The following is a 25,863-nucleotide window of genomic DNA, read 5'->3' as shown; positions in this document are numbered from 1 at the left end:
AAAGAGAAATTAACCTCATGTTAAATCAAATTAAAGCCATTATCCAATATCTATTACCAAAACAACTTTTAACGAGTATGTTTGGTTGGTTAGCACGTAAACAATTAGGTGGTGTTACGCAATTAATGATCAAAGGCTTTATTAAGCTTTATAAAATCGATCTTAATGAGGCTGAATTTGAAAAAGCCGAAGACTATAAAACATTTAATGACTTTTTTGCACGCAACTTGAAACCTAATGCTCGACCAATTGATGAATCGGAAAATAGTATCGTTATGCCGGCTGATGGTGTACTTAGCCAATTTGGTACCATTCAGGATAAAGGATTATTACAAGCAAAAGGACATACTTACACATTAGATTCGCTGGTTGCTTGTCATCCAGAAATGATCCGTTATTTCACAAATGGCAGCTATGTTACAACTTATTTAGCACCAAGTAATTATCACCGTTTTCATGCCACTTTTGCTGGTAAACTTAAAGAAATGATCTACGTACCAGGATCACTTTATTCAGTAAATAAAGCAACGACTGAAAGTATCCCGAATATATTTGCGCGTAATGAACGAGTGATTTGCCTATTTGAAACCGAAATAGGACCGATTGCGCAAATTTTAGTTGGTGCAACTATTGTGGGTAGTATTGAAACCAAATGGGAAGGTCTTATTACTCCTCCAAGAGATGGTATTATGAAACGGTGGACCTATGCTTCAGGAATCCCTGTTGAGAAAGGTGAAGATTTTGGGTGCTTTAAATTAGGATCGACTGTGATAACGCTATTTGCCCAAAATAGTGTGCAATTTGTAGATTCCTTAAGAGTGGGTGATATAACTCGAGTTGGTCAAAAGATGGCAAAAATTAATTAGAGTTATTTAACATGCGTAATATTATTAATTTTATTTTCATTTTTATTATCGCCTTCTTTTGTACGGTAACTCAGGCTAATACTATTCCAACTATTGAAAATAATGAAGATTTGATTAAAATTATTGCGCAGTTGTCTAATAAGAATAGCGAATTAAAGAACCGTCTAAATTGGCAAAAAGAACAGCTTGATCATATTACAACCAATCAAAATACTATATTGGCTCAAATTTCACATGTTCAAAATACGTTAGTAACGCTTGATGAACAAGGAGAATGGCTTAGTTTTTCAACTGCTTTAGGTGAAACATTACGTCTTCAACTTCTTAACCTACCAGAAAAACCAAAACCACAAGCAATTGATGCTGATATTGCTGAAGCCAAAGTTCAACAATTAAATGATAATAATTTTCTTAAACAGTTAGAGCAATATTCTAATTTAGCTAATTCTAAATTAGATAACCGAAAAATTAATGAATATCGGCAATTACTTCGTGAACAACGTGATTTATTGAAAACGTTGATGTCGGGTTATGACACAATTATACTTGAACTCACTAAACTGAAGATCGCGAATAGTCAATTAATTAGTGCTATTGATAGTGTTAACGATGCAGCGCATCGGTATTTTTTCTGGGTCGCTGATGTTAATCCAATTTCGACATCTTTTCTGATTGATTTAGCAAAAGATACGGCCTACACCTTGTTTTCTGTCGATACTTTATCGCAGATTTACAATGCTAGTCTGGATATAATCAAGTCACCTTTAATCTTATTCTTATTGCTTGCTGCTTTTGCTGTATACATAGATTTTAAAGCGAAACCTAAATATAACCAATATTTAGAAAAAACGGCTTTACGTGTTGGTAAGGTTACTCAAGATAGTTTCTCACTAACAATTAAGGTTGTTATTTATTCTCTACTGATGGCTCTTCCTATTCCAATTTTATGGGCTATTATTGGCTATTTAATGCAAGCTAATTGGCAATATCCTGCGGTGGTTGCTTTGGGTTATGGTGTGAATGCTGCAGCACCTATACTTTGGGGATTTATTATTAGTGCCTATTTAGCTTCGCCTAAAGGATTATTCATTGCGCATTTTGGCTGGACTGCTCAACAAGTTCGTTCTGCTATGAAGTATTATCAATTATCTGTTTGGGTGGTTATCCCGTTAGTAATGATAGTCATGAGTTTTGAGCAATATAACAATCGTCAATTTGCTGCGACTATAGGGCGTTTCGGTTTTATATTATTGTGTTTCGCCTTAGTGTTTATGACTAATGCCATTCATAGAGCGGGTGTACCTCTCTACATAGATAAAAGAGGATCGGGCGATAATCTTTTAAGCCGAATTTTATGGCTAATTATATTAAGTGCTCCATGGATAGCCATTATTGCAACCTGTTTTGGTTATTTGTCGACGGCTCAGGTGTTATTAGGACGTTTGGAGGCTTCAGTCACAACTTGGTTTGCCTTATTAGTAATTTACTTCTTGATCCGTCGTTGGATGTGGATTCAAAAACGCCGTATTGAATTTGATCGAGCGAAACAACGACGTATTGATCGACTTGCTCAACGGGCTAAAAGTGAAGATGAACATACTACGTCAGTGAATAACCAAGATGCTATTGATGAACCGGTTATTGATTTGGATGTAATTAGTGCGCAATCATTACAGTTAGTGCGTTCGATTATCGCTATGATAGCGTTGATCAGTATGATACTACTATGGTCAGAGCTTCATTCAGCGTTTGCCTTTATGGACAATATCAAACTATGGAGAACTAAAGCCATTATTAATGGTACTGAAGTCGAACAATATATTAGTCTAAGCTCATTATTTATTGCGATCTTAGTATTAATGATCACGATTCAATTAGTGAAGAACTTACCCGCTTTACTTGAATTGGGTATTTTACAACACTTGGATCTCACCCCAGGTACAGGTTACGCTATTTCAACTGTAAGTAAGTATATTATTCTTATGGTTGGCTGTATGATTGCATTTTCTTTTGTGGGCATTGATTGGGCTAAAATCCAATGGTTGATCGCCGCATTGGGGGTAGGTCTTGGTTTTGGTTTACAAGAAATTTTTGCTAATTTTATATCTGGTCTAATCATGTTATTTGAAAAGCCGGTGCGCATTGGCGATACTGTCACAATTCGTGACTTAACGGGCACTATTACCAAGATTAATACACGGGCTACCACAATTGTCGATTGGGACAGAAAAGAAATTGTGATGCCTAATAAAGCCTTTATTACTGAGCAATTAGTTAACTGGTCATTATCGGATGCTATTACACGAATAGTACTAACCATTCCGGCAACGATTGAAGCAAATACTCAATTGGTTATGGACATTTTATTGAAAGTGGCTAAGCAAAGCGAATATGTCCTTAATGATCCAGAACCTCAGGTTTTCTTGGTTGATATTCAAGAGGGAATACAGCTATTTGAATTACGTATGTTCGCCTCAGAAATGTCGCATCGAATGCCATTACGTAGCGAGATTCAACAATTGATTATCAAAGAATATCGCCAACATGATCTCGTTTTACCATTCCCGCCATTACAAACTAATTTAGAATCGTGTGGAAGGAAAACAGGTCGGCGTACTTATACCGTAGGTACAATATAAGTTACTAATTTCCATTTGATAAGGATTCAATCTTTTAGCCAAATAACGGGGTTAACCATTGCATACCAAATGCACCTGGTGCCAATATCACAAATGCCCAAAGTGGTGCAGACAGTACATTGGCAAGATTGAATCTTAAATTCGGCATATGCATTGCACCGGCTATTAATGGAACAATCGCCCTAAGTGGTCCAAAAAAGCGACCAATAAACACACCCATCACACCGTAACGTTGGAAAAATTGTTCAGCGCGATAGACAAGCTTAGGATGTTTTTTGAGAGGCCAAGAATTAATAACTTTATGGTGATAATGTTTTCCTAGCCAATAAGATATCCAGTCGCCACAAATCGCTCCAAGGGAAGCAGCAAGGAGAGTAGGTAAGAAAGGTACAAGTTCTGCTCCAACTAGCGCACCTACCGCTAATAAAATGGCGGTGGCTGGTATCACCAACGAGATAATTGCTAAAGATTCACCAAAAGACAATAAAAAAATGATTGGTAACGCCCAAATCTGATGAGCTTTGATGAATTCCATTGTCACTAAAGTGATTTCATGTATTGACATATTCATTATCTCAAAATAATTTAAAAGTAAGTTAATGACAGATATTTTACCTTAACAACAGTTCATTATCTAAAAAATTGTTTAAAGCAATTTTAAAAATTTCAAAAAAAATAATAATTAATAATTTTGTTTTTATTGCAGACGAAAGTAAGTATCGCTTTCAGGTTTGTTATTTTCTATAATTAACTGCAAACGTTTCCATTCTATTTTGAAATATGAATTCTTCATTCAGAAAGGGCATAATTGATTGTATTCCTACTTTATTTGGCTATGTTGGTATTGGTATCGCTGCTGGTATTATTGGTAAAGCAGCCAATCTAACAATCCTAGAAATTACTTTATTATCTATCATTGTTTATGCCGGTGCTGCTCAATTTATTATCACCGGTCTATTATTAACAACAGCTCCTATTATGGTCATCATCTTCACAGTGTTTTTAATTAATTTACGTCATTTATTGATGGGAATGACGATTGCACCTTTCTTCAAACGTTTTTCTTTAATCAATAATATTGGTATTGGAACATTATTAACTGATGAAACATTTGCAGTGGCAGTTAATGCGTTTAGTCAACAAAAAACGATTGATGCAAACTGGATGCACGGATTAAATATTACCGCTTATTTGGTTTGGATTATGTCTTGTATTACAGGAGCAATACTTGGAAATTGGTTACCGGATCCTTATCAATTTGGTTTTGATTTTTCTTTAATTGCTATGTTTATTGGTTTACTTTATTTACAATTTATCAATGATAAAAAACATTCTAAATTACATAATCTTTTTGTTATATTTATTGTGGCTATTTTAATGATTTTTTTAATGAGAATAATGATTCCCGAGTTGGCAATCATAGTTGCTACATTACTAGGATGTTTTATAGGAGTATTAATTGAAAAATGCAAATAAGTATTTATAGCCTGCTAGTTATACTGGGCTGTGGACTTGTTACTTGGTTGCCAAGGGTTATTCCATTTTTATTAGTAAGAAAAGTTCACATTCCTCAAATTATCACTGATTTTTTATCCTATATACCCTTATGTATACTAACTGCATTATTAGTACAAAGTTTGACGTTATATCAAAAAGATACATGGCCAATAATGCACACTGAATATATTCTAGCCGCTATACCAACTATAATAAGCGCTATTGTCACTCGGAATTTAATGTGGGTTGTCATTGTCGGTATGGCAGCAATGGCATTAATAAGGTCATTGATCTGATAAATTTGGTTTTAAAAAGAGCATTTTTAATATAAAGGTAAAAGGATGAAAGTAGAAAATACAGTAATTGTTGATAAATTTAATAAAGATATCATTTTACCGCCCCAAACTGATATTGTTGCAGCAGAAGTTCCCGTGGCCCTAGTTTATAATGGTATTTCCCATGTAGTAATGATGGCAACCCCAAAAGATTTGATTCATTTTGCGATTGGTTTTTCGTTAACGGAAGGTATTATTGAAAATGTGAGTGAAATCTATGGTATTGATATAGATTACAACGAAAAAGGTATTACACTTAATATTGAATTGGCAAGCAGACGGTTTATGTTACTTAAAGAGAGACGCCGTAGTTTAGCCGGCCGTACAGGATGTGGTATTTGTGGAACCGAACAACTTAATCAAATATATCAAACACTTAAAACATTACCATTTTCAAATCAAATTAAGTTAAATGATTTTCAATATAGTTTACCACTGTTAAAGCAAATACAAATCGTTGGAGAACAAACAGGATGCACACATGCAGCAGTTTGGTTAGATCTTAAGGGACAATTTATCGCTGGATTTGAAGATATTGGTCGCCATGTGGCACTCGATAAATTATTAGGCTTCCGTGCTAAACAAACACAACAACAAGGTGTTATTCTAGTTTCTAGTCGGGCGAGTTATGAAATGGTACAAAAAGCAGCTAAATGTGGTGTAGAATTCTTATTTGCCGTTTCAGCAGCTACTTCGTTAGCCATAACAACGGCCCAACAATGCCAATTGACATTAGTCGGTTTTTTTCGTGGAGATAGCGGTGTTATTTACTCTGGTCAACAACGAATAATAAGCTAATAGAACACTCTCATTTAGATTTATAGTTTTTTATCACTATTTTAGGCTTGAATAGGCTGAGATTATAAATTAAAGATACCAATAGGCATCTTTAATTTATGAAAATACCAAGTAATATGATTTTAAGTTATTTAGATTGGCTTTTCCTACCCGTAATTCGGCACCATTCATCTAATGTAACAATCGGATCAAGCTGAAAGTCTGCTTGGTAGGCTTGATAAACACTGTCTGCTTGAGTCGCCAAAATACCAGATAATCCTACCAATCCATTAGGTTTGACCAAAATTTCAATATTTGGCTCAAGTTCCTTAAGTGGACCTGCTAAGATGTTAGCGACTACGATATCAGCTTCTAGATTTGCAGGTAAATCTTTGGCTAAAAAAAGAGATAACTGTTCACTAACATGATTACGCTCGGCATTATCACGACTAGCCTGTAATGCCTGTGGATCAATATCAACACCAATAACAGATTTTGCACCGAGTTTTAATGCTGCAATAGCCAATATTCCTGAACCACAGCCATAATCAATTACCGTTTTATCTTTAAGATCCAAGCTATCTAGCCATTGTAAGCATAGAGAAGTTGTAGGGTGAGTACCGGTTCCGAAGGCTAGGCCCGGATCGAGCATCACATTAACAGCATTAGGATCAGGAACTTCACGCCAACTTGGACAAATCCAAAGTTTTTGACCAAATTTCATTGGGTGAAAATTATCCATCCACTCGCGTTCCCAATCTTTGTCTTCTAATTGCTCTATTTTATAAGTTATTTCATCTGAAAAAAGTGGGGATGCTTGCAACATGCTGATTAATTGATGTGTATCAATGTCTGCATCATATAAACCAATTACATCTGTATTTCCCCATAATCGTGTTTCGCCAGGCAATGGTTCAAACACGGGATTATCATAAGTATCTTGGAAGGTAACTGATACAGCACCACTCTCTTCTAATAAATCACTAAATTGTTCTGCATATTGATTAGTTGTATTAATTTTTAATTGAATCCAAGGCATATTAATCCCTATTTTGAAGTGTTTTGCCAAAGTGATTAGCAATAATAAAGACAATCAGTCCCAACAGTAACGTAGGTACAATGGGCTGAAAATCAAAAATCTTAATGTTGTAGCTTATTAAATAGATATAACAACCAGCACCTGCTAGCATAGAAGATAGCGCACCACATGCGTTAGCGTTTTTCCAATATAAACCTAATACTAATGGCCATAAAAATACGGCCTCCAAGCCTCCAAATGCTAAAAGGTTTAACCAAATTACCATATTAGGAGGATTCCAAGCAGCGAATATTAATAATGCACCAAAAATAAAGGTGATTAAAACGGATAATCGGGTAAGGGCTTTATCGTATTTTTTAGCTTCAGGTTTGATGGATAAAAATAGATCTTTAATTAATACTGATGAAACTTGTAATAATTGAGCATTAATTGTTGACATAATAGCGGCTAATGGTGCAGCTAGAAAAATACCAGCCACAATGGGTGGTAATACTTGAACAATCAAATTAGGGACTACTTGATCAGGAATGGTTAAATCAGGCAATATTGCTCGTCCTAAAGCACCAGATAAGTGCATTGTAAACATGATAACCGTGACGATAATCGTACCTAATATAATGCCACGATGAACGGCTTTACTGTCTTTATAAGCCATGCAACGTACCGCTGTATGGGGTAAACCGACGACACCGAAACAGACTAAAATCCAAAATGAAGTCATAAATGGGAAGTCCATAAAATTATCTGGACCCTGAGGAGTTAATAATGCAGGATCTATATGACTAATTGTATCCATCATGTGGTGGATTCCTCCACCGGTATAAATTACCGCGACAAGTAATAAAATGGCTCCTATTATCATGACCATGCCTTGGAATGCATCATTAAGTATACCTGCTCTAAATCCACCGAAAGCAGTATAAATAACCGTACCAATACCAAATATTAGTAGCCCATGATAATAGGAAATGCCGACTGAAGATTCTAACAACCGCGCACCGCCAATAAATTGCACAGTCAACGCACCAACAAATGCCACCACGATAGCAATACTTGCTAGCCAAACGATTATACGACTTCGATAGTGTGCATAGAGCATATCACTTAGGGTAATAGCATTATATTTACGAGCTAATATGGCAAATTTCTTACCTAAGATACCAAGTGATAATAACACGGTAGGTACTTGGATCATGGCAAGTAGTACCCAACCTAAGCCAAATTTATAAGCAGCACCAGGACCGCCGATAAATGAGCTTGCACTAATGTAAGTTGCAGCTAGAGTCATGGCGAGTAAAAAGCCGCCCATGGTACGATTACCAATAAAATAATCGCTAAACTGATCACTTTTTTTGCGTTTAAAGTAGGCGTAACCAGAAATGGCAAACACCAATACTAAATAAAGTACCAATGGTATAATTATATCGGTATTCATAATATAGTTTACTCTTCAGATGGTGAATCTAATTGTTGGTTTTCAAGTGATATGTTTTTAAATTGAGTTTTGACGACGAAATAACAAATAATAATAAAACCAATGGGTGTAAAAAGGCAGGAAACTTCAAACCATGCTGGAAATCCAAATATGCCTTGTTGATTATGTAAAAAGTAGGCAGATAATATCCAACATACCATATAAAGAACGGTAATGTAGAATGATAATCGAGCTTCTTTGTTTGCTTGCAAATAACGTTTATCTATCATAACTACTGACAATGCCATTAAAAAAGATCTAGATTAAAATAAACTATTTAAATAAGCAAGTCGATTTACCTTTTCACGAAGGTCAGTATTATTTGGCAGACAATTTTATTGAAATCTTAATACTATATCTTTGATAAACCGATTAATTAATTGTAATAAATCGGTTTATTTTATAATGTATTATCTTTTATTTAAAGAAACCACTGCCAATACGTAAAGACCATTACACTCATGAAAGAGGCAGAAACAAAACTCATGATCAATCCAGTAATAATCATTTCACGTGCTTTGATATAACCGCTTCCCAGAATTATCATATTTGGCATATTATTAACAGGTAAAATATATTGATGTAACATATTCATACCAATAATAATACTAAAAATAAGAGAGTTAGTATGGTTATGCATTGCGAAAGTAATAACGATTGGCATAAGTGCTGTCGTTTTCGGTCCTCCACCGGTAAATATCAGTTGAAGCGCTGTTATAAACCAAATAATCGCCACTAATTGCCATTCAATAGATAGACCAGCTAAAGGGGAAAATGCCAGACTAGCAATCCATTTTGCAGCACCGGTATTGACAAGTGCCATACCCATAGATAATCCAGCTCCATAAAGGATAAATATGCTCCAAGGAATATGTGATTGGGCTTCTTTCCAAGTTATGGCTCCATAATGTGGCCATAATAAGGCGATGCTACTAGCAAGACCGACAATTAATATTGGCGTATTATGAATGGCATCTGTTGCCCATAATAATAATGTTAGTGAAAATATAATTAAGGTATAAATCTCTTTGGCGGTAAGTTTTCCGAGTGTTTTAATCTCTTGTTGAATATAGGTTTTGGCATCATGTGCATTAAGAGATTCAGGTCGCCACATTAGACTAATTAAAACAATGGAAATAATAGCTAAAGATAAAGCCGGTAAACCAGCGACTTGAAACCACAGTGTCCAACTAATACTTATATCCAGATTTTTTTCAATAAGCCCAGCGGTAATAGGATTGGCAGCATGCGCTGTAATCACTGCCATACTCATCATGGTGCCACAAATAGAAACAATTAATAACATGGCTTTAATTGCATTACTTTCATTCGGTTTACAATTAAACGCTTTTGCAATTCCCATAACAATGGGTAACATTAACAAAACTCTAGCGGTAATGGATGGTACTAAAAAGGTCAGTACTAACATAACGGTAGCAATTGACCAATAGATACGTAATACCTTCCCTCCCGAATAATTCAGTAAAATTAAGGCAATTCGCTTAGATAAACCACTTTTATCCATCGACGTCGCCATAATAAATCCAACCACAATTAACCATAAAGCCGAATTCGCATAACCAATTAATGCACCTTGCACGGTAGTAGCGTGAAATAAGCATAATAATAGCAAAACCACAAAACCACTTATTACATCTTCCAGTGCAGCAGAGATCCAGATTATTATGGAAAATGCGGCAATAGCTAATGTTGATTTTGCCTGAACAGATAAGCCATCTATATCAGGTAAAGCAAAGCGAATAATTAATAGCACTGTACAGGCTAATGTGATAGCAACAAGTTTATTTATTTTCATTAGCAATCGTATTGTTAAATAATGCAGTTGGTCATTTTAATTGAATAATGGATTTAAACCAAACAAAGCTGAAAATAATAAAATTGTTATTATTCAATAAATTATCTTAAAAATGGAATTTGGTATAACAAATTTAATTGATAATCATATGATTATTAGCTTATTTTATTAATCGTTACCTTATCGTTGAATTTAGCTATAGTAGATAATTATGATAATAAATTAATATGATAGGAGGAAAATTAACGATTATTGTATTATGGTTAAAATTGATCTTAATCGAAACATTATCTTTTTAATTGAATATTTCTTATCGGTTTAGGATAATCAATTCAATAATAATGAATTGTGGTTTTCAAAATGTAATAACTATACAGCTATTAGGAGAAAAAATGTTTAATAAGCAAATGACAATAGCGGATTATGACCAAGATTTATGGGATGCAATTGAGTGTGAAAACAGACGTCAAGAAGAACACATCGAATTAATTGCATCTGAAAATTACACTAGTCCTCGCGTTATGCAAGCACAAGGGACACAACTTACCAATAAATATGCCGAGGGTTATCCAGGTAAACGTTATTATGGTGGTTGTGAATATGTTGATACAGTTGAACAATTGGCTATCGATCGTGCTAAACAACTTTTTGGGGCAGATTTTGCAAATGTGCAACCTCATTCTGGTTCCCAAGCAAATTTTGCTGTTTATTCCGCTCTTTTACAACCGGGTGATACAGTATTAGGCATGAATTTATCAGAAGGTGGACATTTAACTCACGGTGCACCGGTCAGTTTTTCTGGTAAGCTCTATCATATTGTTGCTTATGGTGTCGATGAAACGGGACATATAGACTACGACGAAATGGCAAAAATTGCGCAAGAAAATCAACCTAAAATGATCATTGGTGGATTTTCTGCTTATTCTGGAATTGTCGATTGGAAAAGAATGCGCGAAATAGCTGACAGTGTAGGGGCTTATTTATTTGTTGATATGGCACATGTTGCAGGATTAGTTGCAGCAGGTGTTTATCCAAACCCGATTCCACACGCACACGTAGTAACAACGACTACACATAAAACATTGGGCGGACCACGAGGTGGGTTAATTCTTGCTAAAAATGGTGATGAAGACTTATATAAAAAATTAAATTCCGCTGTGTTTCCAGGTGCACAAGGTGGACCTTTAATGCACGTTATTGCTGCAAAAGCGGTTGCTTTAAAAGAAGCAATGGAACCTGAATATAAGTTATATCAGCAACAAGTTGTTAAAAATGCTAAAACGATGGTGGATGCAATCATCAAGCGAGGTTATAAAGTAGTTTCCGGAGAAACACAAAATCACTTATTTTTAATTGATTTAGTTGATAAAAATATAACTGGTAAAGAGGCTGATGCAGCTTTAGGGCGTGCTAATATTACAGTGAATAAAAACAGTGTGCCAAAAGATCCGAAAAGCCCATTTATTACATCCGGTATACGGTTAGGTACACCAGCGATGACCCGCAGAGGCTTTAAAGAAGGCGAAGCAAAACAGCTTGCTAATTGGATATGTGATGTTTTAGATCATATTAATGATGCTGAAGTGATTGATAAGGTTAAAGCTCAAGTTATTGAACTTTGTCAACGTTTCCCTGTGTATGAAAAATAATATATCTTTAGCTGATTATTAAACCATTTTATAAACGTTCAAATTTATGAATATTAGTGCGCTGTATAGCGCACTTTTTTGTCATAATTATATTAATGGTTATCTAATCACTCTAGTGACGGTTTAGGTAAATTGTTATAGTATATTTTTATCATCCTTAGCCAGAGATTCAATTAATGAGTAATGAGATTGAGTTAAAATTTGAAATTGATCAATCATCGATCGAGTCTATAAGTCATTTTTTTGACTCTTTAACAATTTTAGAACGAACAAATTATCAATTAGAAAATATCTACTATGACACGCCGGATAGTTATTTAAAATCGCATCGTATAAGCATCAGAGTTCGTTCCAAACAAATTGAACAACAAGCTAAGCAATATGAAATGACTTTAAAATCTGCTGGTTTAGCCGTTGCGGGTTTACATCAACGGTTGGAATATAATGTCGATTTAACCAATGAACAGATTGATTTGACTCTTTTCCCTCGCCTAGCTTTGCCTAAAGATGCTGATATAACTTGGTTAACAAAGCAGTTAATAGCACAGTTTACTACTCATTTTACGCGACATGTCTGGTTGGTTAGCGTTAATCAAAGTGAGATAGAAATTGCTTTAGACATGGGATCCATTGCAGTTACCAAGAATAAACAGATACCAATACAAGAAATTGAACTTGAATTAAAATCAGGAAATCAAAACGATTTAATCGAATTGGCACTCCAAGTGACGCGATTTAAAAGTCATTTATTTTCCCAAAGTAAAGCATCTCGTGGATATCAGTTATTAAAAGGTTCTAAGATAAATAAAATAGATAATTTAGATATTGATATCGAAAACTTGAAATCTACATTAGCCAAGTTGTTACAATTTTGGCAAACGAACGAGGAATATGCCCTTATTCATGATGATCTCGATTTTTATCAAAATACATTATTTGAAGTTAAAACTAGTTTGGCCAAAATTATCGCAGCCCTTACTAATAAAGAATCTTCAAATTTGTTAATTTCTAGTTATCAAATATGGTCACAGCAGTGTAATCATATAGAACAAATTAAAACGTTTGCTTTCAGTGAAAGTAATAATAAATTGAAATTATTATTAATGCGGGTAATGTTAACGAATGAATTGGATGGTAACAATTATTAATTGAACAGCACCAAAATATCATTAGTTAATGCAGATCATAAGCTATTTCACTATAAAAATTAAGTAATATCAGGGTGGATTTATGTCTTGTTTAGTCACACAGAAACAAAACGTTGTAAATAAGTTGGTCAATTGTGATCAAAATCTGGTTAATCATTACCTTGATATTTTATGGCAAAGTGATTTTTTAGTGGAATCATTTTCTCGTTTTCCCAACTGGTTAGTTGATATACATAATAACCCGCCATCACCAACAGATTACCAAAATTATGCCACTTGGCTTAAGCAATTAATTACGACGGTAAGTAGTGAAGAGCAATTAATGAGTGTTTTACGGCAGTTTAGACGTAAAATGTTAGTCATAATTAATTGGTCACAGATTAGTTGTACTAGCTCAACCGAAGAAACATTAAAACAATTAAGTACGTTAGCTGAAGTGATCATTATTGCTGCACGAGATTGGTTGTATCAACTGAGTTGCAAAGAGTGGGGGACACCGTGTGATCATGAAGGCCATCCACAGCCATTAATTATTTTAGGAATGGGTAAACTCGGTGGTGGTGAACTAAATTTCTCATCAGATATCGATCTGATATTTACTTATCCTCAACATGGAATGACAATCGGAGGTCGAAGAGAATTAGATAATTCAATTTTCTTTACCCGCCTTGGACAAAGGTTAATTAAAGCGCTTGACCAAATTACTCAAGATGGGTTCGTCTATCGAGTTGATATGCGTTTGCGCCCTCTGGGGGAAGGTGGACCACTTGTTATAAGTTTTTCATCAATGGAAGATTATTATCAAGAGCAGGGGCGAGATTGGGAACGCTATGCGATGGTGAAAGCAAAAGTGTTAGGTGTTCAACAAGAACCTTATGCGCAAGAACTCTATAAAATGTTAAAACCCTTTATCTATCGGCGCTATATTGATTTTAGTGTATTGCAATCTTTACGAAATATGAAAGGGATGATTGAGCGAGAAGTACGACGGCGCGGTTTAAAAAATAATATTAAATTAGGGGCGGGAGGCATTCGTGAAATTGAGTTCATTGTACAAGTATTTCAACTTATTCGAGGTGGGCGTGTGGTGGCTTTGCAAACACGTTCCCTACTTGACGCATTAAAAGTTATTGAACATGAAAGGCTTTTAACGACTGATGAAGTCAACACATTACAACATAATTATTTGTTTTTAAGGCGTTGTGAGAATCTATTGCAAGCAATTAATGATGAACAGACTCAAACGCTTCCAGACGATGATCTTAATCAAACACGTATAGCAATAGGAATGGGATTTACGAACTGGAGCAATTTTGAGCAGGAACTCACTGAACGTTTATCCGCAAATCGTATTATTTTTAATGATTTAATCGGCAGTGATGAGAATGAGCATTCACAGAATGTAAAAAGTTTAAAATTTAATGAATTATGGGACATTGATCTAGTAGCGGAGGATATCAAAACTGTTCTGCCTAATTTAGCTAATGATGAAGCATATAACGCTTTATATCAGCTCATTGTACAATTTAGAAAGGATATTGGTAAGCGTACCATTGGAGTAAGAGGTCGAGATATTTTAGACCAACTTATGCCAAATGTTTTTGCTCTAGTGTGTCAAGATTCCAAATGGCTTACGATTTTACCGAGAATATTACAAATTTTAGTTAATATTGTTAGTCGTACCACTTACTTAGAGTTGCTAGTTGAATATCCCAATGCCTTGAAACAATTGATTCGTTTATGTGCAGCATCACCTATGATCAGTGATCAACTTATGCGTTATCCAATTTTGCTTGACGAACTGATTGACCTGAATTCACTTTATCAAACAGTGGCGCTCAATGAATATAAAAGTGAGCTATATCAATATCTATTACGTGTCCCGACAGATGATGAAGAGCAGCAGCTTGAGGCGTTACGTCAGTTTAAGCAAATGCAGTTATTACACATTGCTGCAGCTGATGTTGAACAAGTATTACCTACCATGAAAGTGAGTGATCACTTGACTTATCTAGCGGAGGCAATGCTAGATTTTGTTGTACAAATTGCTTGGAATCAGATGATACAGCGTTATGGTCGTCCAGATTATTTACAAGATGATAATCAAAAAGGGTTGTTAGTGGTAGGTTATGGTAAATTAGGTGGATTAGAATTAGGTTATGGTTCTGATCTTGATCTGGTTTTTTTGCATGATTGCCCTGCCGAAAGTATGACTACGGGTTCTAAGATTATTGATAGTCGTCAATTCTATTTAAGGCTGGTTCAAAGGATTATTTATCTCTTTAATATTCGCACTAATTCTGGCATTTTATATGAGGTTGATGTTCGTTTACGTCCACAAGGAGACGCTGGATTACTTGCTTGTACATTATCTGCTTTTGCCGATTATCAAAATAACGATGCTTGGACATGGGAGCATCAGGCTTTAGTTAGAACCCGAGTAGTTTATGGCGAAGCGCAACTAAAAGCAAAATTTGACTCAATTCGTCACCAAGTCTTAACCAAAAAGCGTGAACAACAGAAATTAAAAGATGATGTTCGTGAAATGCGTGAAAAAATGCGAGCACATTTAAGCCAACCAGATGGAAAATTTAATATAAAAGTCGATGAAGGTGGTATTGGTGATATTGAGTTTATTTCCCAATATCTAGTACTGAATTATGCCTCCACGCAACCTAAGATGACGAAATGGAGCGATAATGTAAGAATTCTTGCCTTAGCTGCTCAACTAGGTATTATGCCTAAAGATGAAGCTGAAAAATTGACACAAATCTATATCATGATGCGTAATGAAATTCATCGTCTATCATTACAATTATTGTCAGCCAATGTTGTTGAAGAGGAATTTCAACAACAAAGAGAATATGTAAATAACAGTTGGAAAAAATGGTTAATTTAATGCTGAGATGAACATTCATTTTATCTAGAATATTAAACTTTACCTGAATTATATTGTTAAAATGTTTGCGACTCAGTATCTCACTTAATTAAACAATATTAGTAGGAATAATGATGCGTATCTATTTAATTCTTTTTTGTGTTGTTATTTTGACGGCTTGTGCATTCGAACGAACAGCAGATCAAGCTTATAAAGAAGGCAAATATTTGGAGAGCATTAGCTTAATCATCGCATACGTTGAAGAAAAAGGTGAGCAAAAACTTGATGCTGATGATTTAACTCATTTTCGTCAATTGGTCAGTGATGTAATGGGACATTACGAAAATCGTTTATTAACAGCAGATAGAAATGATCATAATAGTCGTATTGAGAGTCTAGTTGCACTTCTCAATATGAAATCCCAATTAGCTAATCGTTTTTTTAGTCAACAAGTCTCTTTCTTTAATAATAAATATGATTTTTTCTCATTAAGGAAAGCCATAGCGGAAGAATATTATTTGTGGGGTAATGCTGTTACCTGTGAATCAAGTTCTTGCTATTCGATGCGAGCAGATTTGTACAAAAAAGGCTTAGAATATTACAAGTATAATGATATTGAAAACTTATATCAGAAGGCTAATACCAAATATATGCAGGTGGCTGCAAATGAATTTTATAATGCGGGTAAGTATTATGCACAGTTTGACTCATTTAAACTCGCAGCTGAAAATTTTGCTCAAGCAATTGAAGTTTATAAACCGCTTGGTAAATATAAAGATAGTGAACAATTATTCATAACTTACGATAAAAAATATCGAACAAGAGAAGCAAAATCGTATTATGAAAAAGCTCAAACCATTTTACAACATGCTAATACTCGTTATAGTTATCGAGAAATTACACAACTTCTTAATCAGGCCGCTGAAATTTACCAACCTTATGGTAATTACCAAAATGCTGCCACATTGGCGAAACAATATCAGCAAAAAGGTATTATTAAAATTTATCTAAGTCCTGACTATCGCAATTTGGCTTCAAATGTTTTTACTAATCAATATTATCAATTTGTCAACAGCACCCAACAGGCTGACATAGTGATTGAAATAACAACTAAAAACTATTATCAAAATACCTCTCCTCAATCTCGTATTGATAGTATGAGTGAAAATTTGCTTGAAAAAACGATTAATATAAAAGGAGAAAATGATAAGATCGAAAAACAAGACATATATAAAACGTATTATTTTAATTTAGAAACACGTACTTATTCAAATGAAATACAACAAAATATCAATATAAATGTGAGAGGATTATATAATTATAGCCATAGTGAGAATTTCCTTCACAATTCAATTGAGAATCAATATGTTTATACAGGTGATGTACCCAAAAAATATCGTAATTATACCTCCGGTCAGTATCTAACTCGTGAAGAGCTATATCAATACGCTTATAAACAATCAGAAAGTTATATATCAGATATTCTAAAAAATATTTATAGTTATACGGAACAATTATAAATAGAAATTGTCAATTAATATTGTTTTAATCTGCTGTATTCGCAGATTAAAACAATATTCCAATCTATAAATTGTTATTTTTTCTAAATTAATGATAAAATCGCAACTTTATTCGTAGTAAAATTGATAATAATTCGCATTATCACAGATATATGCTAATATTTTTAGGAACTTCATAATGGTTACGGCCGTATCAACTCTTAATCAGCTTGCTTATGGTAAGGAAGCTGTAATCACCCATTTACTTCCTGAATCATCCCCTTTCCGACGCAAATTGTTAGCAATGGGGATTACACCAGGATGTAAAGTTTCGTTAGTCCGTGTTGCACCATTTGGTGATCCATTAGAGATCAAAATACGCGGTTTTTTTCTCTGTTTACGACGAAAAGAAGCTGCAACCATAGCTATTAAGGAAATTGCCGAATGAATATTGCGTTAATTGGTAATCCAAATTGCGGTAAAACAACATTATTTAATCTTCTTACCGGTTCAACTCAACGTGTAGGGAATTGGCCGGGTGTTACAGTTGAACGTAAAAGTGGTGTATTTAATTATCATCAACGACACTATCATATTATTGATCTACCGGGTACATATGCAATTGAAAATAATAATCAAGCAAGCTCGCAAGATGAAATGATTACCCGAGACTATATATTATCGGCAGAAAATGACATTATTATTAATATTATAGATGCAACAAATTTACAGCGTAGCTTATATTTAACCATGCAACTCATTGACCTAAATCTACCGATGATTATTGTACTTAATATGATCGATGCATTAGAAGATTTAGGTGAATATATCAATAAGGATAAACTCACGCAATTGTTGGGTTACCCTGTTGTTACAATTTCTGCTAGTAAAAAAATAGGTCTTGAAAATTTGTATCAACTTATTGAGAATTCTGTTACAGATCCTCTGCCAAAGTTACCAATAGTAGCGACTTTAGCTAAACCTCAAGAACAAATTATTGATAAGCATTTATCAAACTTGCCTGATACTAGTAAGCTTAAGTTACTTAACCGATGGCAATTACTGGAAGGTTTAATTGATCATCATTTATTGAATCTAACACGAGATGAGCTAACAATTATTGATAAGTGTCGTCATGAATTAGCTGCACAATTTGACGGTGAATTAGATGTCGCATTAGCAAGCAGTCGTTATGAAGCGATTGATCAAATTTGTAAAATGGTCATTTCTTCACCTCGTGAAGCTAGTAGTTCATTATCAGAAAAGATCGATAAAATCACCTTAGGACGTATCACAGGCGTGCCTTGCTTTTTATTGGTTATTTATTTAATGTTTATGTTTGCCGTTAAGTTAGGCTCAGTATTTATTGACTTTTTTGATGGACTTTTCTCTGCAATATGTGTAGAGGGTTTTGGCCATATCCTAATTAATATAGGGGCACCAGATTGGTTAATTGTTATTTTGGCCAATGGTATTGGTTCTGGTATTCAGACCGTCGCTAGTTTTATACCTATTATTGCGGCTATGTTTTTTTGCTTATCGTTTTTGGAGGATTCTGGCTATTTAGCGCGAGCTGCAATGGTTGTCGATCGTGGTATGCGTATGATAGGTTTGCCTGGCAAAGCGTTCGTTCCAATGTTAGTAGGTTTTGGATGTGGTGTACCGGCTATTATGGGAACTCGAACACTGGAAAGTACACGAGATCGTATTATGTCAATTTGTATGATCCCTTTTATGTCTTGTAATGCTCGGTTACCCGTTTATGTCTTATTAGCGGTTATTTTCTTTCCTCAGCATACATCAACTGTCGTTTTTATCTTGTATTTATTAGGAATAGTTATTGCGATTGCGACAGGATTATTATTGAAATTTACCCTATTAAAAGGTGAAATCACGCCATTTATTATGGAAATGCCCGCTTATCGTATTCCAACCTTAAAAAGTATGCTGCATTTAACTTGGCAAAGATTGAAGAGCTTTATTTTTAAAGCAGGTAAAGCCATAGTGTTAATGGTAATGATTTTAAGCATACTTAATTCGATCAGTCGCGATGGAACATTTGGTCATGAAAATACTGATGAATCTATCTTAGCTTTGGCTAGTCATTCTATTACACCGATTTTTACCCCGATGGGAGTAACACAACAGAATTGGCCAGCGACAGTGGGGATTTTTACCGGAATATTTGCAAAAGAAGCTGTTATTGCTTCTTTAAATTCGCTTTATTCTATAGAAAATCAACAAAATTCTAACCAAGAAGAATCATGGGATTTTTTTGCAGAAGTTAAAGCAGCTTGGTTGACGATACCCGCTAATTTAGTGGAATTAACCCATTCATTGCTCGATCCCATTGGTTTTTCGCAAACTCATCAAAGCATTGATACATTACAAGATGAGTTAGATATTGATAATACTACAATCAGCAAAATTTCTTCATCTTTTGGTTCTCCGCAGGCTGCAATGGCATATTTAATTTTTATTTTACTTTACACGCCATGTGTTGCAGCGCTTGGTGCTGTGTATCGTGAAGCCGGTATGCGATGGATGATATTTGTTGCCTTGTGGACTTTCTGTATAGGTTGGATTATAGCTACTGGTTATTATCAATTGTCACAATTAGCGGTATCTTCAATCGCATTTTTTTGGTTAATTGGCTTAGCTGCTTTATTAGTATTTATCATTTGTGTGTTAAAGATCATCGGTCAATATACAGCTTTTACTCAATATAATAGCTTAAAAAGAACACACATCGGTCATGATTCTGAGCATTGTTAATATATATGGTATTTTTGCTTAAGGTAAGAAAAATTGAACATGTTATTAACTAATATTTATCACTATATTGAATTAAATGGTCGGGTTAGTTTACTTAATCTGACTCGACATTTTCATCTCAAAGAAAGTGCAATTAAACCAATGTTGGAATTTTGGGTTAGAAAAGGCAAATTAACCGCTATAAATTTGCCGGTTTCTGCATGTGTAACTAATAAAGTTTGCGCAGATTGCCATGAATGCGACCCTAGTGCATTACAGTTTTATCAGCTTAACGATTAAATATTTATTGAAATAGTCTTATTAAAAATCCCTTGGCTATTCTTAATCGTTAGATGATGTGTCCGTAATGTATCAATCATTTCGTAACATATTGCAAAATAAATATAAAATAATTTTTAAACAAAAATATATTAAATTAATTCAATTAGTTATTTTATTATTTAAAATAAATGAACAGTAGATTTAACTTAACTGTGCAAAAAAATAAGCGATATTTACATCATTTTAGACTAATTTTGAATTAATGAGTATATAAAATATACTATTAACGTCTGTTATTTAATCATACGATGTTTTTGTTTAAATTTCACGCAATCAAATGTAATGTCAATATTAATCAGCTAGTTGATAAAAAAACAACATAAAGCCAAATAAAAATATGTATTTTTTTTGTACAAACAGGAGCTTAAAAGGCTTGATTGGGATTTTTTTATGCTTATTATCGTTTATATGCAATGTTGCATGATATTGAGAATTTCTCATGGTACTTAAGATAATCAAAGTTATTTTAAAATTTCTTTTTCAAGTTAAAATTAAAGGAAATCTTAATCATTTCAATTACGATAGACTTATCATTACTTCAAATCATGTTTCTTTTTTAGATGGTGTATTATTAGGTGCATTTCTACCAATAAGACCTGTCTTTGCCATTTATTCGGGTTATTTCAATCATTGGCTTGTTAACTTAGCGAAACATTATGTTGATTTTGTGCCAATGGATCCTACTAGACCAATCGCAATAAAACGACTAGTGCGAGAGGTAGCTAAAGGTCGACCACTGGTTATTTTTCCTGAAGGAAGAATAACAATCACAGGTTCACTCATGAAGATTTACGATGGTTCTGCATTTGTTGCAGCTAAAGCAAATGCTACTATTGTGCCAGTCTGGATTGAGGGTGCTGAGTTTACCATCATGAGTCGACTGAAAGGTATATTTAAACGCCGATTGTTTCCTCAAATTACTATCAATATCCTAGAACCTAAACATATCGCAATGCCGGATGCACCTAAGGCTAGAGAACGTCGATATATTGCTGGTGAGAAATTACATCAGATTATGATGGAATCTCGAATGGAAAGCCGTCCAAAACGGACATTATTCGATGCATTGTTGGAGGCGCAAGCGCGTTATGGGGCTAAGTCTTATGTTATTCAAGATCCAATAACTAAACACTTGTCATATCGTAAATTGTTGCAGCAAATACTCGGTGTTAGTTGCTTTATTGAAAAGCATACGACAAAACATGAACGAGTTGGGGTACTTTTGCCCAATGCAGCAATCAGTGTTTCAACCATAATGGCTTTGTCATTAAAAGATCGCATTCCTGCAATGTTGAATTATACGGCAGGCGAAAAAGGGTTAAATTGTGCTGTTAAAGCAGCCGAAATTAAAATAATCATTTCTTCTAAGAAGTTCTTAACAAAAGGTAAACTTGATTATCTCTTAGAACAGATAGAAGGAGTGCAGTGGTATTTTCTTGAAGACTTGAAAGATTCACTAACAATTACCAATAAGTTATGGGTCTTATTTCATCAATATATACCTCGTTTTATTCGCCGTAATCATGATTATGATAAAGAAGCATTGGTGCTATTTACTTCTGGTTCTGAAGGTAATCCGAAAGGCGTTGTGCATTCACATGCTACTTTATTGGCTAATGTTGAACAGATTCGTAGTGTAATTGATCCAATGCCAAGTGATCGATTTATGTCTGCTTTACCACTTTTTCATGCGTTTGGGTTAACAGCTGGCTTATTATTACCCCTTTATTCAGGAAGTAAAACATTCTTATACCCTAATCCATTGCATTATAAAATGGTACCCGAAATCATCTATGATCAAAACTGTACGGTTTTATTTGGTACGCCGACATTTTTAGCCAACTATGCTCGATATGCTCACCCTTATGATTTTATGCGCTTACGTTATGTGGTTGCGGGTGCAGAAAAATTAGCTGATAGTATACGAGATATATGGAAAACAAAATTCGGTATTCGTATTCTTGAAGGCTATGGGGTAACTGAATGTGCGCCTGTTGTTTCTTTAAATGTGCCAATGGCTTATAGAGAAGGAACAGTTGGACGTGCTTTACCAGGGATTACTACACGATTAATTAAAATTCCGGGTATTACCCAAGGTGGTCGTCTACAGTTAAAAGGTCCAAATGTTATGAAAGGATATTTATTGGTAGATAATCCGGGTCACTTAGTTGTTCCAACTTCAATTGATGACGAAGGGATTGTTAGCCGAGGTTGGTATGATACAGGTGATATAGTTGACATTGATAATGATGGTTTCATGACTATCAAAGGCCGTTTAAAACGTTTTGCAAAAATAGCCGGAGAAATGGTATCCCTCGAAAGTGTCGAGACAATTGCTAAAGCAATTGATAGCGAGGCAATGCATGGTGCAACAATCAAACAAGATGCGACTAAAGGGGAAGCAATAGTTTTATTCACAACATCTGAACATCTCACACGCGAACAACTTTCGCAAACTGCACAATCATTAGGTATTCCGGCTATAGCGGTACCTCGTGATATTCGTATTCTTCAACAATTACCGCTACTAGGTACAGGTAAAATTGATTTTGTGACACTCCACAAAATGGCACAAGAGAATTAAATAATATTAATTAAACCTTTTCTAGAATATTAGTAATCATGCTTATTTTCAGCATGGTTACTAATTAGGAGTTGTTATGACAAATTCAACACTATTTACACGTGGAATGGTAGCCACACTATTAGCACATTTTTTTTCAGCATTTAGTGATAATGCCTTATTATTCGCTATATTAGCATTAATGAAAAATTTACAATATCCTGATTGGAGTAAACCTGTTTTACAAATGGCATTTGTCGGTGCCTTTATTATGAGTGCCCCCTTTACTGGTCAAATTGCTGATCGTTTTTCAAAAGGAAGGGTAATGTTAGTGGCCAATAGCCTCAAGTTTATAGGGGCTGCAATCATTTGCTTAAGTCTAAACCCTTTTGTTGGCTATGTAATTGTTGGAATAGGAGCTGCATGTTATTCCCCAGCTAAGTATGGCATTTTAGGTGAGTTAACGAGTGGTGATAATTTAATCAAAGCCAATGGATTAATTGAAACATCGACTATCGCAGCGATTTTATTGGGAAGTGTCGCCGGTGGTTATATTGCTGATTTAAATGTTATCATGTCGTTAGTAACTTGTGCTGTTGTATTTTGTGTAGCTATGATCGCCAATTTTTTTATACCTAAATTAGCGCCTGCCAGAACCGATGTTAAGTGGAATTTTAAATTCATGATTACAGATTTTATTCGTACATTGTGTAAACTCTATAATCATCCACAAGCAAGAATGTCATTAATTGGTACTAGCTTATTTTGGGGATCAACAATAACGTTACGTTTTTTATTAATTGACTGGATACCATTAGTGTTTGGTATTACAGATAATACGACCCCAACCATACTTAATGCAGTAGTTGCTATAGGTATTGTCATCGGTGCAGGCTTAGCTGGGAAGTTTATCAATTTAAAAAATACGGTTCGTTGTATTCCCGCCGGAATTCTAATGGGGATTGTGGTGATCTGTTTTAGTTTACAATCAAATATGATGGTATGTTACATACTACTTATTGCAATTGGTTCGTTGGGCGGATTCTTCTTGGTTCCACTTAATGCACTATTACAAAACTTAGGTAAACAATCAGTAGGAGCAGGCAGTGCTATTGCTGTACAAAATTTTAGTGAATATGGTTCCATGATGTTAATGTTAGGACTTTATTCGCTGTCGGTCGCCTTGGGAATTTCCTTAATAATTATTGGTATCGGCTTTGGTTGTACCTTGGCTTTACTGGTTACCTTACTGTGGTTAGGACAAAAACGTATATAATACTTAAAACAAATTTAGTAATTGGTACATATTTAGTAAATAAAAATTTAGTAAATAAAAACGTTCAAACAAAGGTTCTATTATGCAACATATTGATTTAACGACTATGATTACCGAAAGTCGTAATCAGGCTAGTTTGACTATTGATCAATTGACTACAATTGATATGTTAAAAGTTATCAATGAAGAAGACAAAAAAGTCGCATTTGCAGTTGAAAAACAGTTGCCACAAATTGCTCAGGCGGTTGATAAGATTGTAGAAGCATTTCAACAACAAGGTAGACTTATTTATATTGGGGCAGGTACTTCGGGAAGATTAGGCATTTTGGATGCTAGTGAATGTCCGCCAACTTATGGCACGCCGGCAGAACAAATAATGGGAATTATTGCCGGCGGTACACCGGCTATTTTTAAAGCTGTAGAAAATGCCGAAGATAAACCTGAACAAGGTCAGGCTGATCTGCAATCAATTCAATTTGATTATAAAGATATTTTAGTGGGTATTGCGGCTAGTGGGAGAACTCCGTATGTAATAGGAGCGATGGAATATGCCAAATCGCAGGGGGCAACCGTGATTAGTCTTTGCTGTAACCCGAATGCTCCAATGATCGGTTTAGCTGATATTGCAATTACTCCTATCGTTGGAGCTGAAGTAATTACCGGTTCGTCACGTATGAAAGCCGGAACTGCACAAAAACTCGTTCTTAACATGCTAACGACAGCCAGTATGATAAAAATAGGTAAAGTATTTAGTAATTTAATGGTTGATGTTGAAGCTAGCAATGCTAAATTAATCGAACGACAAATTCAGATTGTTATCGAGGCAACGTCTTGCTCTCGTCAACAAGTGATTAATGCCTTAGAACAGTGTAACAGGCAATGTAAAACAGCTATTATTATGCTTTTGATGCAAATTAGTGCGGAGCAAGCAATGGACTTATTAAATGAAAATAGAGGAATGATTGCTCACGTATTAGCGAATAAGAGAGATGAATATTTATCAAAATAAAGATGGCTATTTTTTTATAGATATCGTTACCAAAAGCAAGAAAGTGCATTGACTAATAGTTATTTTATCTCTATAATTCGGGCTTCTTTTAGGTAATAAAGGCAGATTTTCGTTTGCCAATTTAATAAAATTAGATTTAGGTATAAATCATCATGAAACGTACATTTCAACCATCAGTTTTAAAACGTAACCGTACTCATGGTTTTCGTGCTCGTATGGCAACTAAAAACGGTCGCCAAGTATTAGCTCGTCGTCGCGCAAAAGGTCGCGCTCGTCTAACTGTATCAAGCTAATATTAAGTT

The 25,863-nt window shown here is 34.7% G+C and carries 20 protein-coding genes and 1 pseudogene; 16 read left to right on the top strand and 5 right to left on the bottom strand.

Features of this window, described 5'->3' with window-relative positions; translation table 11 throughout:
• Positions 1 to 17: 17 nt before the first annotated feature.
• Together asd and mscM are read left to right on the top strand one after the other, a co-directional pair.
• Entirely contained in the window at positions 18 to 866 is an 849-nt protein-coding gene (gene asd / locus FPB0191_RS07350; protein ID WP_052236858.1) for an archaetidylserine decarboxylase, read from the top strand.
• A gap of 104 nt (positions 867 to 970) precedes the next feature.
• Positions 971 to 3,505 (top strand): annotated as a pseudogene (gene mscM / locus FPB0191_RS07345) (miniconductance mechanosensitive channel MscM); the annotation flags it as partial.
• A gap of 34 nt (positions 3,506 to 3,539) precedes the next feature.
• Here the strand turns inward: mscM and FPB0191_RS07340 are convergent.
• Positions 3,540 to 4,070, bottom strand: a complete 531-nt coding sequence (locus FPB0191_RS07340) for a DedA family protein (RefSeq protein ID WP_039105032.1) — start codon at positions 4,068 to 4,070, stop codon at positions 3,540 to 3,542.
• Positions 4,071 to 4,285: 215 nt separating this feature from the next.
• Between FPB0191_RS07340 and FPB0191_RS07335 the strand changes: the two genes are divergently transcribed.
• Genes FPB0191_RS07335 through fdhD form a run of 3 tightly spaced genes read left to right on the top strand, consistent with a single transcriptional unit; the run spans position 4,286 to position 6,135 of the window.
• The gene (locus tag FPB0191_RS07335; RefSeq protein WP_039105030.1) at positions 4,286 to 4,981 is read left to right on the top strand and encodes an AzlC family ABC transporter permease; all 696 of its coding nucleotides are present in this window, start codon (positions 4,286 to 4,288) and stop codon (positions 4,979 to 4,981) included.
• The gene (locus tag FPB0191_RS07330; protein WP_039105027.1) at positions 4,972 to 5,298 is read left to right on the top strand and encodes an AzlD domain-containing protein; all 327 of its coding nucleotides are present in this window, start codon (positions 4,972 to 4,974) and stop codon (positions 5,296 to 5,298) included. Before FPB0191_RS07335 ends, FPB0191_RS07330 begins: the two co-directional genes overlap by 10 nt.
• Before the next feature lie 45 nt (positions 5,299 to 5,343).
• A complete protein-coding gene (gene fdhD / locus FPB0191_RS07325; RefSeq protein ID WP_052236856.1) occupies positions 5,344 to 6,135 on the top strand; it encodes a formate dehydrogenase accessory sulfurtransferase FdhD in 792 nt (263 codons plus the stop codon).
• 127 nt (positions 6,136 to 6,262) lie between these two features.
• Here fdhD and prmA read toward each other — a convergent pair whose 3' ends face one another.
• The 4 genes from prmA to FPB0191_RS07305 form a co-directional block, all read right to left on the bottom strand.
• Positions 6,263 to 7,153 carry a 50S ribosomal protein L11 methyltransferase gene (gene prmA, locus FPB0191_RS07320; RefSeq protein WP_039105025.1) on the bottom strand — a complete coding sequence of 297 codons (891 nt, stop codon included), beginning with the start codon at positions 7,151 to 7,153 and terminating at the stop codon, positions 6,263 to 6,265.
• A 1-nt stretch (position 7,154) separates the two neighbouring features.
• The gene (gene panF, locus FPB0191_RS07315) at positions 7,155 to 8,588 is read right to left on the bottom strand and encodes a sodium/pantothenate symporter (protein ID WP_039105023.1); all 1,434 of its coding nucleotides are present in this window, start codon (positions 8,586 to 8,588) and stop codon (positions 7,155 to 7,157) included.
• Positions 8,589 to 8,596: 8 nt separating this feature from the next.
• A complete protein-coding gene (locus FPB0191_RS07310) occupies positions 8,597 to 8,875 on the bottom strand; it encodes a YhdT family protein (protein ID WP_202965327.1) in 279 nt (92 codons plus the stop codon).
• A gap of 173 nt (positions 8,876 to 9,048) precedes the next feature.
• Positions 9,049 to 10,443 carry an SLC13 family permease gene (locus tag FPB0191_RS07305; RefSeq protein WP_039105021.1) on the bottom strand — a complete coding sequence of 465 codons (1,395 nt, stop codon included), beginning with the start codon at positions 10,441 to 10,443 and terminating at the stop codon, positions 9,049 to 9,051.
• Positions 10,444 to 10,835: 392 nt separating this feature from the next.
• Between FPB0191_RS07305 and glyA the strand changes: the two genes are divergently transcribed.
• The 11 genes from glyA to rpmH all read left to right on the top strand — a co-directional run bounded on the left by glyA (position 10,836) and on the right by rpmH (position 25,854).
• A complete protein-coding gene (gene glyA / locus FPB0191_RS07300) occupies positions 10,836 to 12,092 on the top strand; it encodes a serine hydroxymethyltransferase (RefSeq protein WP_039105020.1) in 1,257 nt (418 codons plus the stop codon).
• Between the two features lie 176 nt (positions 12,093 to 12,268).
• Positions 12,269 to 13,240 (top strand): CYTH domain-containing protein, encoded by a 972-nt coding sequence (locus tag FPB0191_RS11755; protein ID WP_052236855.1) that lies wholly within the window; start codon positions 12,269 to 12,271, stop codon positions 13,238 to 13,240.
• An 82-nt stretch (positions 13,241 to 13,322) separates the two neighbouring features.
• A complete protein-coding gene (gene glnE / locus FPB0191_RS07290; RefSeq protein WP_039105018.1) occupies positions 13,323 to 16,139 on the top strand; it encodes a bifunctional [glutamate--ammonia ligase]-adenylyl-L-tyrosine phosphorylase/[glutamate--ammonia-ligase] adenylyltransferase in 2,817 nt (938 codons plus the stop codon).
• Positions 16,140 to 16,249: 110 nt separating this feature from the next.
• Positions 16,250 to 17,638, top strand: a complete 1,389-nt coding sequence (locus FPB0191_RS07285) for a hypothetical protein (protein ID WP_146202374.1) — start codon at positions 16,250 to 16,252, stop codon at positions 17,636 to 17,638.
• A gap of 178 nt (positions 17,639 to 17,816) precedes the next feature.
• Positions 17,817 to 18,065: a FeoA family protein gene (locus tag FPB0191_RS07280; RefSeq protein WP_039105014.1), complete on the top strand. Its 249-nt coding sequence runs from the start codon at positions 17,817 to 17,819 to the stop codon at positions 18,063 to 18,065.
• Positions 18,062 to 20,392 carry a Fe(2+) transporter permease subunit FeoB gene (gene feoB / locus FPB0191_RS07275; protein WP_039105012.1) on the top strand — a complete coding sequence of 777 codons (2,331 nt, stop codon included), beginning with the start codon at positions 18,062 to 18,064 and terminating at the stop codon, positions 20,390 to 20,392. The genes FPB0191_RS07280 and feoB overlap by 4 nt, the downstream gene beginning before the upstream one ends.
• Positions 20,393 to 20,431: 39 nt before the next feature.
• The gene (locus FPB0191_RS07270) at positions 20,432 to 20,671 is read left to right on the top strand and encodes a FeoC-like transcriptional regulator (protein WP_039105010.1); all 240 of its coding nucleotides are present in this window, start codon (positions 20,432 to 20,434) and stop codon (positions 20,669 to 20,671) included.
• 481 nt (positions 20,672 to 21,152) lie between these two features.
• The gene (gene aas, locus FPB0191_RS07265; protein WP_039105009.1) at positions 21,153 to 23,297 is read left to right on the top strand and encodes a bifunctional acyl-ACP--phospholipid O-acyltransferase/long-chain-fatty-acid--ACP ligase; all 2,145 of its coding nucleotides are present in this window, start codon (positions 21,153 to 21,155) and stop codon (positions 23,295 to 23,297) included.
• Positions 23,298 to 23,373: 76 nt separating this feature from the next.
• Complete coding sequence (gene lplT, locus FPB0191_RS07260; RefSeq protein ID WP_039105007.1) at positions 23,374 to 24,552, top strand: lysophospholipid transporter LplT; 1,179 nt, start codon at positions 23,374 to 23,376, stop codon at positions 24,550 to 24,552.
• Positions 24,553 to 24,634: 82 nt separating this feature from the next.
• The gene (gene murQ / locus FPB0191_RS07255) at positions 24,635 to 25,561 is read left to right on the top strand and encodes an N-acetylmuramic acid 6-phosphate etherase (protein WP_039105006.1); all 927 of its coding nucleotides are present in this window, start codon (positions 24,635 to 24,637) and stop codon (positions 25,559 to 25,561) included.
• Positions 25,562 to 25,713: 152 nt separating this feature from the next.
• The gene (gene rpmH / locus FPB0191_RS07250) at positions 25,714 to 25,854 is read left to right on the top strand and encodes a 50S ribosomal protein L34 (protein ID WP_039105005.1); all 141 of its coding nucleotides are present in this window, start codon (positions 25,714 to 25,716) and stop codon (positions 25,852 to 25,854) included.
• The last annotated feature ends 9 nt before the right edge of the window (positions 25,855 to 25,863 follow it).

It is taken from the genome of Frischella perrara (genome assembly GCF_000807275.1).
Lineage (GTDB): Bacteria > Pseudomonadota > Gammaproteobacteria > Enterobacterales > Orbaceae > Frischella > Frischella perrara.
The sequence above is the reverse complement of the archived record's forward strand: the minus strand, read 5'-3'. Positions and strand labels throughout refer to the sequence as shown.

Bases quoted from the DNA above. Each gene is read 5' to 3' on its own strand.
- FPB0191_RS07285 (WP_146202374.1), top strand. From the start codon at position 16,250: ATGATGCGTATCTATTTAATTCTTTTTTGTGTTGTTATTTTGACGGCT.
- lplT (WP_039105007.1), top strand. From the start codon at position 23,374: ATGACAAATTCAACACTATTTACACGTGGAATGGTAGCCACACTATTA.
- rpmH (WP_039105005.1), top strand. From the start codon at position 25,714: ATGAAACGTACATTTCAACCATCAGTTTTAAAACGTAACCGTACTCAT.
- FPB0191_RS07330 (WP_039105027.1), top strand. From the start codon at position 4,972: ATGCAAATAAGTATTTATAGCCTGCTAGTTATACTGGGCTGTGGACTT.
- FPB0191_RS07305 (WP_039105021.1), bottom strand. From the start codon at position 10,443: ATGAAAATAAATAAACTTGTTGCTATCACATTAGCCTGTACAGTGCTA.
- fdhD (WP_052236856.1), top strand. From the start codon at position 5,344: ATGAAAGTAGAAAATACAGTAATTGTTGATAAATTTAATAAAGATATC.
- FPB0191_RS07340 (WP_039105032.1), bottom strand. From the start codon at position 4,070: ATGTCAATACATGAAATCACTTTAGTGACAATGGAATTCATCAAAGCT.
- FPB0191_RS07280 (WP_039105014.1), top strand. From the start codon at position 17,817: ATGGTTACGGCCGTATCAACTCTTAATCAGCTTGCTTATGGTAAGGAA.
- FPB0191_RS07335 (WP_039105030.1), top strand. From the start codon at position 4,286: ATGAATTCTTCATTCAGAAAGGGCATAATTGATTGTATTCCTACTTTA.
- panF (WP_039105023.1), bottom strand. From the start codon at position 8,588: ATGAATACCGATATAATTATACCATTGGTACTTTATTTAGTATTGGTG.
- FPB0191_RS07310 (WP_202965327.1), bottom strand. From the start codon at position 8,875: ATGGCATTGTCAGTAGTTATGATAGATAAACGTTATTTGCAAGCAAAC.
- asd (WP_052236858.1), top strand. From the start codon at position 18: ATGTTAAATCAAATTAAAGCCATTATCCAATATCTATTACCAAAACAA.
- FPB0191_RS07270 (WP_039105010.1), top strand. From the start codon at position 20,432: ATGTTATTAACTAATATTTATCACTATATTGAATTAAATGGTCGGGTT.
- aas (WP_039105009.1), top strand. From the start codon at position 21,153: ATGGTACTTAAGATAATCAAAGTTATTTTAAAATTTCTTTTTCAAGTT.
- murQ (WP_039105006.1), top strand. From the start codon at position 24,635: ATGCAACATATTGATTTAACGACTATGATTACCGAAAGTCGTAATCAG.
- prmA (WP_039105025.1), bottom strand. From the start codon at position 7,153: ATGCCTTGGATTCAATTAAAAATTAATACAACTAATCAATATGCAGAA.
- glyA (WP_039105020.1), top strand. From the start codon at position 10,836: ATGTTTAATAAGCAAATGACAATAGCGGATTATGACCAAGATTTATGG.
- feoB (WP_039105012.1), top strand. From the start codon at position 18,062: ATGAATATTGCGTTAATTGGTAATCCAAATTGCGGTAAAACAACATTA.
- glnE (WP_039105018.1), top strand. From the start codon at position 13,323: ATGTCTTGTTTAGTCACACAGAAACAAAACGTTGTAAATAAGTTGGTC.
- FPB0191_RS11755 (WP_052236855.1), top strand. From the start codon at position 12,269: ATGAGTAATGAGATTGAGTTAAAATTTGAAATTGATCAATCATCGATC.